This is a genomic window from Trichococcus flocculiformis, assembly GCF_900113645.1.
Taxonomy (GTDB): Bacteria; Bacillota; Bacilli; order Lactobacillales; family Aerococcaceae; genus Trichococcus; species Trichococcus flocculiformis.
Map to the genome: position 1 here is coordinate 83038 of NZ_FOQC01000007.1, position 7618 is coordinate 90655.

6 protein-coding genes are annotated in these 7618 nt (G+C 44.3%); all 6 read left to right on the forward strand.

The annotated features are described in order from the left end of the window. The first annotated feature begins 388 nt into the window (after nucleotides 1–388). The 6 genes from BMZ71_RS04865 (at nucleotide 389) to BMZ71_RS04890 (ending at nucleotide 7512) form a co-directional block, all read left to right on the forward strand. A complete protein-coding gene (locus BMZ71_RS04865; RefSeq protein WP_086988668.1) occupies nucleotides 389–2065 on the forward strand; it encodes a formate--tetrahydrofolate ligase in 1677 nt (558 codons plus the stop codon). A 192-nt stretch (nucleotides 2066–2257) separates the two neighbouring features. Beyond that, complete coding sequence (locus tag BMZ71_RS04870) at nucleotides 2258–4153, forward strand: ABC-F family ATP-binding cassette domain-containing protein (RefSeq protein WP_086988604.1); 1896 nt, start codon at nucleotides 2258–2260, stop codon at nucleotides 4151–4153. A gap of 279 nt (nucleotides 4154–4432) precedes the next feature. Beyond that, entirely contained in the window at nucleotides 4433–5257 is an 825-nt protein-coding gene (locus tag BMZ71_RS04875) for a hypothetical protein (RefSeq protein WP_086988603.1), read from the forward strand. Beyond that, entirely contained in the window at nucleotides 5258–5911 is a 654-nt protein-coding gene (locus BMZ71_RS04880; RefSeq protein WP_177187494.1) for a hypothetical protein, read from the forward strand. Nucleotides 5912–5978: 67 nt separating this feature from the next. Further along, nucleotides 5979–6926 (forward strand): thymidylate synthase, encoded by a 948-nt coding sequence (locus tag BMZ71_RS04885; protein ID WP_086988601.1) that lies wholly within the window; start codon nucleotides 5979–5981, stop codon nucleotides 6924–6926. A 97-nt stretch (nucleotides 6927–7023) separates the two neighbouring features. After that, complete coding sequence (locus BMZ71_RS04890) at nucleotides 7024–7512, forward strand: dihydrofolate reductase (RefSeq protein ID WP_086988667.1); 489 nt, start codon at nucleotides 7024–7026, stop codon at nucleotides 7510–7512. The last annotated feature ends 106 nt before the right edge of the window (nucleotides 7513–7618 follow it).

The window sequence follows — 7618 nt, forward strand, 5'->3', positions numbered from 1 at the left end:
ATGTTTCATGCATCTAAAATGATGTCCAGCTTCACGGGTTAGCCCTTCGGAAAAAAGAATAAGGAACCTCTTGTCTCTGCGAGCCAAGACATACTGTTCGACTTGTCATGGTTCTTGCCATCTTTGATGGCTTAGAAACATGATACAACTGACCGGTACGGTCACGTTGATTCCTTTGTTTCGGAAGTCTCTCAGCAATTGCGCTCTACGATGCTCATTCAGGGCCAGATTTCCTAAATTTCTTTCAGGGCTGAGCGAACCCGTTCAGCTTTTCTTAATTTTCCGTAAATGAAAGCAGTTTTATCAATCAAACGGCCATAAAACACGTTCTTTATTCTGGGCTATGTGCTAAAATGTATGTAAACATGAAGAATTTGGAGTGATGGTTTTGAAGACGGATATCGAGATAGCTCAAGCAAATGAGATGCTTCCGATCAAAGAAGTAGCGGCAACCCTTTCCCTGACAGAAGATGATCTGAAACTGTACGGCAAATACAAGGCAAAAGTGGACATCAAGAAAATCAACTCTTTGAGCGAAGAGGCGGACGGTAAGTTGATCCTTGTCACTGCCATCAACCCTACCCCGGCTGGCGAAGGCAAGTCAACCGTAACAGTCGGTTTAGGCGATGCGCTGACACGCATCGGCAAGAAAGCGATGATCGCGATGCGCGAACCTTCACTAGGGCCGACGATGGGCGTTAAAGGCGGAGCTGCAGGCGGTGGTTATGCGCAAGTGCAACCGATGCAGGACATCAATCTGCATTTCACCGGCGACATGCATGCCATCACAGCGACGAACAATACCTTATCAGCTTTGATCGATAACCATATCCAACAAGGCAATACCTTGAACATCGATCAACGCCGGATCACCTGGAAGCGCGTATTGGACATCAACGACCGTGCTTTGCGCAACATCGTCATCGGGTTGGGCGGGCCGATCCAAGGCGTTCCCCGCCAAGACGGCTTCGACATTACGGTAGCGAGCGAAATCATGGCGATCCTTTGCTTATCGACTTCACTGACGGATCTGAAGAACCGGATCGGGAACATTGTCATCGGTTATACGTTTGACCGCGTACCCGTCACTGTCAGAGACTTGAAAGTGGAAGGCGCATTGACCTTGCTGATGAAGGATGCATTGGAGCCGAACTTGGTCCAAACGTTGTACCATACGCCGGCATTTGTGCATGGTGGACCGTTCGCTAATATCGCGCACGGTTGCAACAGCGTATTGGCAACCAAAACAGCCTTGAAATTGGCTGACTACGTCATTACGGAAGCTGGTTTCGGAGCTGACTTGGGTGCTGAGAAGTTCATGGACATCAAAGTACCGCAACTAGGCAAGAGCCCGGATGCAGTCGTTATCGTGGCTACCGTGCGTTCGTTGAAGATGCATGGCGGCGTATTGGTGAAGGACCTTAACAGCGGCGAAAATGTCGAAGCGGTCCAAGCCGGCTTCGCAAATCTGCAAAAGCATATCGAAAATATGCAACAGTACGGTGTGCCTGTCGTTGTGGCGCTCAATGAATTCACGAACGATACCGCGGCGGAAATCGAAGCAGTCGTCAGTCTGTGTGCGGCGCAGGATGTCGACTGCATCCAGACAGCGGTTTGGGCAAAAGGCGCTGAAGGCGGAGAAGCGTTGGCGAACGCTGTCGTTAAAGCAATCGATGGAAATACTGAAGCTTTCCTTCCACTTTATGTGGCGGAAGACAGCGGTATAGAAGAAAAAATCGAAACGATCGTCACCAAAATTTATGGCGGAAAAAGTGTCATCTATTCCAAAGAAGCCAAAAACCAACTGCGTCAGTACAAGAAGAATGGCTGGGACCGTTTGCCGATATGTATGGCAAAAACACAGTATTCCTTGTCAGATGATCAGAAAGCGATCGGCCGTCCGGAAAACTTCGACATCACCATCCGTTCCTTTGTTCCGAAGATCGGAGCCGGGTTCGTCGTTGCGTTAACGGGGGATATCCTGACCATGCCGGGTCTGCCGAAAGAACCGGCTGCTTTGCGCATGGACGTCACCGAAGACGGTGTCGTTACCGGCTTGTTCTAATTTCATAAAGCTTAAAAAAAGTAGAGAGGGAAACCTCTCTATTTTTTTGATGAAAAGCGCTTCTGCAATACGGCTTGATTTTTGGGCCTTCAATGTCCCGCAGCCCAGCCGGATATGTTACAATGTCAAGAGACTATCAAGATCCCTGAACATAAAACGACATGGATTGAAAACAAAGGATGAATGCCACATATGAAAGACTTTAACGCCATCGAGTTAGAAAAATCCTACGGGATGAAGAAACTCTTCAATAAAATATCCTTCACGATCCGCGAAGGTGAACATATCGGTCTGATCGGCCAGAACGGAACCGGAAAAAGTTCCTTGCTGGAGATCATCGCGGGAATCGAAACTCCGGATGCCGGCAGCCTGGATGTGCCCAGTGATTATCGTGTCGGTTACTTGGCGCAGGAGCCTCAACTGAACAAAGAATCGACTGTTTTTGAAGCGGTCTATGAAGGGGAAGCGCCCATCATCAAGACGGTCCGCGCCTACGAGGAAGCTTTGGAATTGTTGGAGAAAGACAGTCTGAATCCGGATCATCAGAACCGATACAGTAAAGCTGAAGCTGACATGAATGCGCAAGACGCTTGGCAGACAGAGGTTCAGATCAAATCAATCCTGAACAGGTTGGGTTTGGACGACATCACGAAAAAAGTAGGCGAGCTATCCGGTGGGCAACGCAAACGCGTTGGCTTGGCGCAGGTGCTGATCCAAGCGCCGGATCTATTGTTGCTGGATGAACCGACCAACCATCTTGACATGGACTCGATCACGTGGCTGGAAAACTATCTTGCCCAGTACAAAGGCTCCGTCCTGTTGGTGACCCATGACCGCTACTTCCTGGAGAATGCCGTCACGAAAATCATCGAACTGAAAAACGGCGGATTGGAAGTCTACACAGGAAACTACGAAGACTATTTATTCCAAAAGAGTGAACGTGAAGCCATCCAACAAAAAATGGATGAGAAGCAGCTGAAACTCTACAAAAGCGAACTGCAATGGATGCGCAAGGGTGCCAAAGCGAGAACGACAAAGCAGCAGGCACGGATCCACCGATTTGAGGATTTGGAAAAGGTCACGCAACAAAGCACGACCGATGCCAAACTCGAAATCCAATTGGATGGTTCCCGGTTGGGCAAACGCGTCTTCAATTTGGAGCATATCTCGCTGTTTGCGGGAGAAAAACAGATCCTCAACGATTTTTCCTATATATTCCAGTCGAACGATCGCATCGGTATCGTCGGCAAGAACGGGGCAGGCAAGACAACCTTGCTGAATATGTTGGCAGGTGAAATAGCGATTGCCGGCGGGAATCTGATCATCGGAGAGACTGTCAAAATAGCCTATTACAAACAGCTTTCCGAAGTGCTTCCTGGCGATAAGCGCGTCATCAATTACCTGCAGGAAATCGCGGAAGAGGTGAAATTAAGCGACGGCATTGTCGTCAGCGTCACGGAAATGCTGGAGACCTTCCTCTTCCCGCGCGAAACCCACGGCAGCCTAATCAGTTCGTTATCAGGAGGGGAAAAGCGTCGACTTTACTTGTTGAAGCTGCTGATGACGAAACCGAATGTGCTGCTGATGGATGAGCCGACAAACGACTTGGATATCGATACGTTGACTGTTCTGGAGGATTACTTGAACAGCTTCGGCGGAGCCGTCATCACCGTATCGCATGACCGTTATTTCCTGGACAAAGTGGCTGACAAGCTCTTGATCCTGAATGATGAAGGCAAACCGGGCGTATTCTTTGGGGATATGAGCGAATATTTACTTGTATCCAGCCAAAAAGAGAGCGAGGCTGCTAAGCAGGAAAGCAAGAAAGCTTCAGCACCTGTACTTACTCAGGATGCGGTCAAGGAAAAGACAAAATGGACCTACATGGAGCAGAAGGAATGGACCACAATCGAGGACGACATTTCCGAACTTGAGGAAAAAAGCCTGACATTGCAGAGCGCGATGGCCGAAAACGCTTCGGACTTCGAAAAGCTGACCCAATTGCAACAGGAATTGGACAATACAGAAGCAGCGCTTGCCGAAAAATGGGAACGCTGGGAATATCTCAGTCAGTTCGCCAAAGATTAATGTATATATGGAACCAGAGTTGCCTAAACGTTTGTCTTTCCTATTCGTTCTTGTAATCTTAATGGCAGATTCTAAAAAGAGTAGGGTTCAATCTACTTTCAGGATGAAGTATTCGGTTATGTTCATGTATTTTTGTAGATTCTTAAAGTGGTCTTGAATATTTCATATTACCTAAGACAGTTAAGGACTAATGCTTTTTCATCTAAAAATTAGTTTGCTTATTTTTCAATTCAACATCAGAGGTAATGACCAAATAAAATTATTAAGGTGGTAATAATCATGACAATTAATTTGCGAGATATCATAGAAAATGCTGACATCGCTGTTGCTTTAGATTGGTATAAGGATGATAATGACGGCTATACTCAGATTGGTAGATTAGTACATGACTTAAAATACTTATATATTAATAATACTCAGGATCCTTTATTCACTTATTGTGTTGATCAACTAGCAACTGAATTCAAAAAATTCATAGACCAGCTTGAAAACTCAATTCCAAACTTTCGTATAGTTGCAATTTCCCCAGTCCCAAGTTACAATCCAAAAACCGCCATTAATCCAAACGGAAGTACAAAAATAATGTATTTAGTTACTGAGAGGTTAGGGAGTATTATGGATAGGAAATTTTCTTTTAATCTTGCAGAAAAAATGACTGATAAGCAAGCAAAGACCAATCCATTGCAACCAGAAGATATTAAAGCAAGGATTCTGCCTGAAGCAGATCAGAATGCAACCATCTTAGTAATTGATGACTTATTTGGTAATGGAAATAGTGCTAATATTACTTTAAAAGCAATTAAAGAAAAGAACCCACATGTCAAACTTATCTTTGTAACAGCTACTAAAAATAAGTATGGAGGTTTAGGGCATACAGTAGTGGGGAAACTAAATTCAAACATGCCCAAAACAGCAGACAATGGGCATCAATATTTTAAAATCGATTTTAATTATGACAATAGTGATGAGCATGTTAATGTTTTTGAGGATAATGCTTTCTTCGATGCAATCAAAGAAATGGATACAGGAGCCCTCATTAATTTTCAAGTCAAAAGAAATAAAAAGGGTTATTGGAATATTAGTAAAATAAACAGTATAAATTAGGTGATTAATTTGTTAAAAATGTTCATTAGTGGCAGTATAGCAAACAACACTATACCTGATGAGGTTATTAAATCTGTAGACGTAAGTATGGATAAAAACTATGTAATACTAGTTGGAGATGCTAAAGGTGTTGATAAAAATATTCAAGATTTGTTGAAAATAAACAATTATAGCAACGTTAATATTTATCATATAGGGAATAAACCTAGAAATTTAGCAGATAAGAACTGGAAACAGTTTAAAGTCATCATAGATGAATCAAATCCCAAATTATTTAAAGATGGTAAATTTACTCGTTCAGCTCAAATGATTAAAGATAAACGAATGGTTAGTGAAGCTGATTTTGGCTTAGTCATTTGGCAGGACGTTTCAACGAATCGCTTTGGAAATGTTCAAGTAAGCAAAGGATCACTAAACAACATTTATAATTTATTAAAGATGGGAAAACCTGTTGGCCTTTATTTTGTACCAAAACCTGATGAAGGAATTATAAAGTTGACTGACTTAACATATTTCGAAAATGGAGTTATCAGCAATATGGTAAATGTGAAAACCAAACAGTATTATTATGAAATGAAATCTGAATATGAGAAAGTAGAAACTCAAAAGAAACATGATAAAAAATCTCAAGGTGAGCAGTTGAAATTTTTTTGATAGTTTCGAATAAACAAAATCTGGAGTGTCTATTTTAATTCAATATTATTGATATAGGAGAAACAAGATGACAAAACAATATTTGGATTTAGCAAGAACCGTCCTGGAAACAGGCGCGACGAAACACGACCGTACTGGTACCGGCACGAAAAGCATCTTCGGATATCAGATGCGTTTCGACTTGGCTGAAGGCTTTCCGATCCTGACGACCAAGAAAGTCGCTTTCGGACTCATCAAGAGCGAACTACTGTGGTTCCTAAAAGGTGACACGAACATCAAATACTTGTTGGAAAACAACAACCACATCTGGGATGAGTGGGCATTTGAGCGCTACGCGAAATCAGCAGACTACACAGGGCCGAATATGGCTGACTTCGGCCACCGGGTCCTGAAAGAAGAAGGCTTCAAAGCAATCTATGATGCCGAAATGGCCAAATTCCGCGAAGCGATTTTGACGGATGAAGCCTTTGCAGCAAAACATGGTGAATTGGGCAACATTTATGGGTCCCAATGGCGCCGCTGGAAAACGACGCAAGGGGAATTCATCGATCAGATCAGCGATGTCATCGAAATGATCAAAAAGAATCCGAATTCCAGAAGGCTGATGGTTTCCGCCTGGAATCCGGAAGACGTCCCTTCGATGGCCTTGCCGCCTTGCCACACCCTGTTCCAATTCTATGTCACGGATGGGAAGCTCAGCTGCCAACTGTACCAGCGGAGCGCGGATATATTTTTGGGCGTGCCATTCAACATAGCCAGCTACGCTTTATTGACGCATCTGATCGCAAACGAAACGGGGCTTGAAGTCGGGGAATTCATCCATACGTTCGGGGATGCCCATCTATATCTGAATCATATCGAACAGATCGAGTTGCAGCTTTCCAGAGAACCGTTTGCTTTACCGAAACTGGTGCTGAAGCATCCGGAGAAATCCATTTTTGAAATGGAAAAAGAGGATATCGTCCTGGAGGGCTACAAGAGCCACCCGGGCATCAAAGCACCGATCGCTGTATAAATTTTTCATATCGAGGAAAAGGAGGCTGCCGCCATCAGGTTCCGTAAAGGTGCCTGATCGGTCCGGGCGCTGGCTCGGTTGCGCGGCAAAACATAAGATGATCGCATTATTATGGGCTGAAGACGACAATGGAATCATAGGGAAAGGCGGCACATTGCCTTGGCACCTGCCGAATGATCTGAAGTACTTCAAGGAAAAAACATTGAACCACAAAATCGTGATGGGCAGAAAAACGTTCGAGGGAATGGGATCACGCCCGTTGCCGAAAAGGGAAAGCATCATCTTGACGAGGCAAACCGAGTACAGCCATGCAGGCGTTACTGTCCTGCATGACGTCAAAGAAGTATTGGCGTTGGATAATGAAGAGGACACGCTTTTCATCATCGGCGGCAGTGAAATTTTTGAACTATTTCTGCCGTTTGCGGATATCCTGTATCAGACCGTCATTCATGCCGACTTTGACGGGGATACTTATTTCCCTGCAGTCGACTGGAACGAGTGGGGACTTGAGTCATCAACCTTAGGCGTTGTAGATGACAAAAACTGCTTCGAACATGAATTCAAGGTCTTCAAACGGGTGAACTAGGCAGAAAAGGAGCTGGGAAATAACTCTTGCCCAACAAAAAAATCCATCCATTCACTTGGTTAAAAAGTGAATGGATGGATTTGTTTTTAGAAGAAATAACGAATGA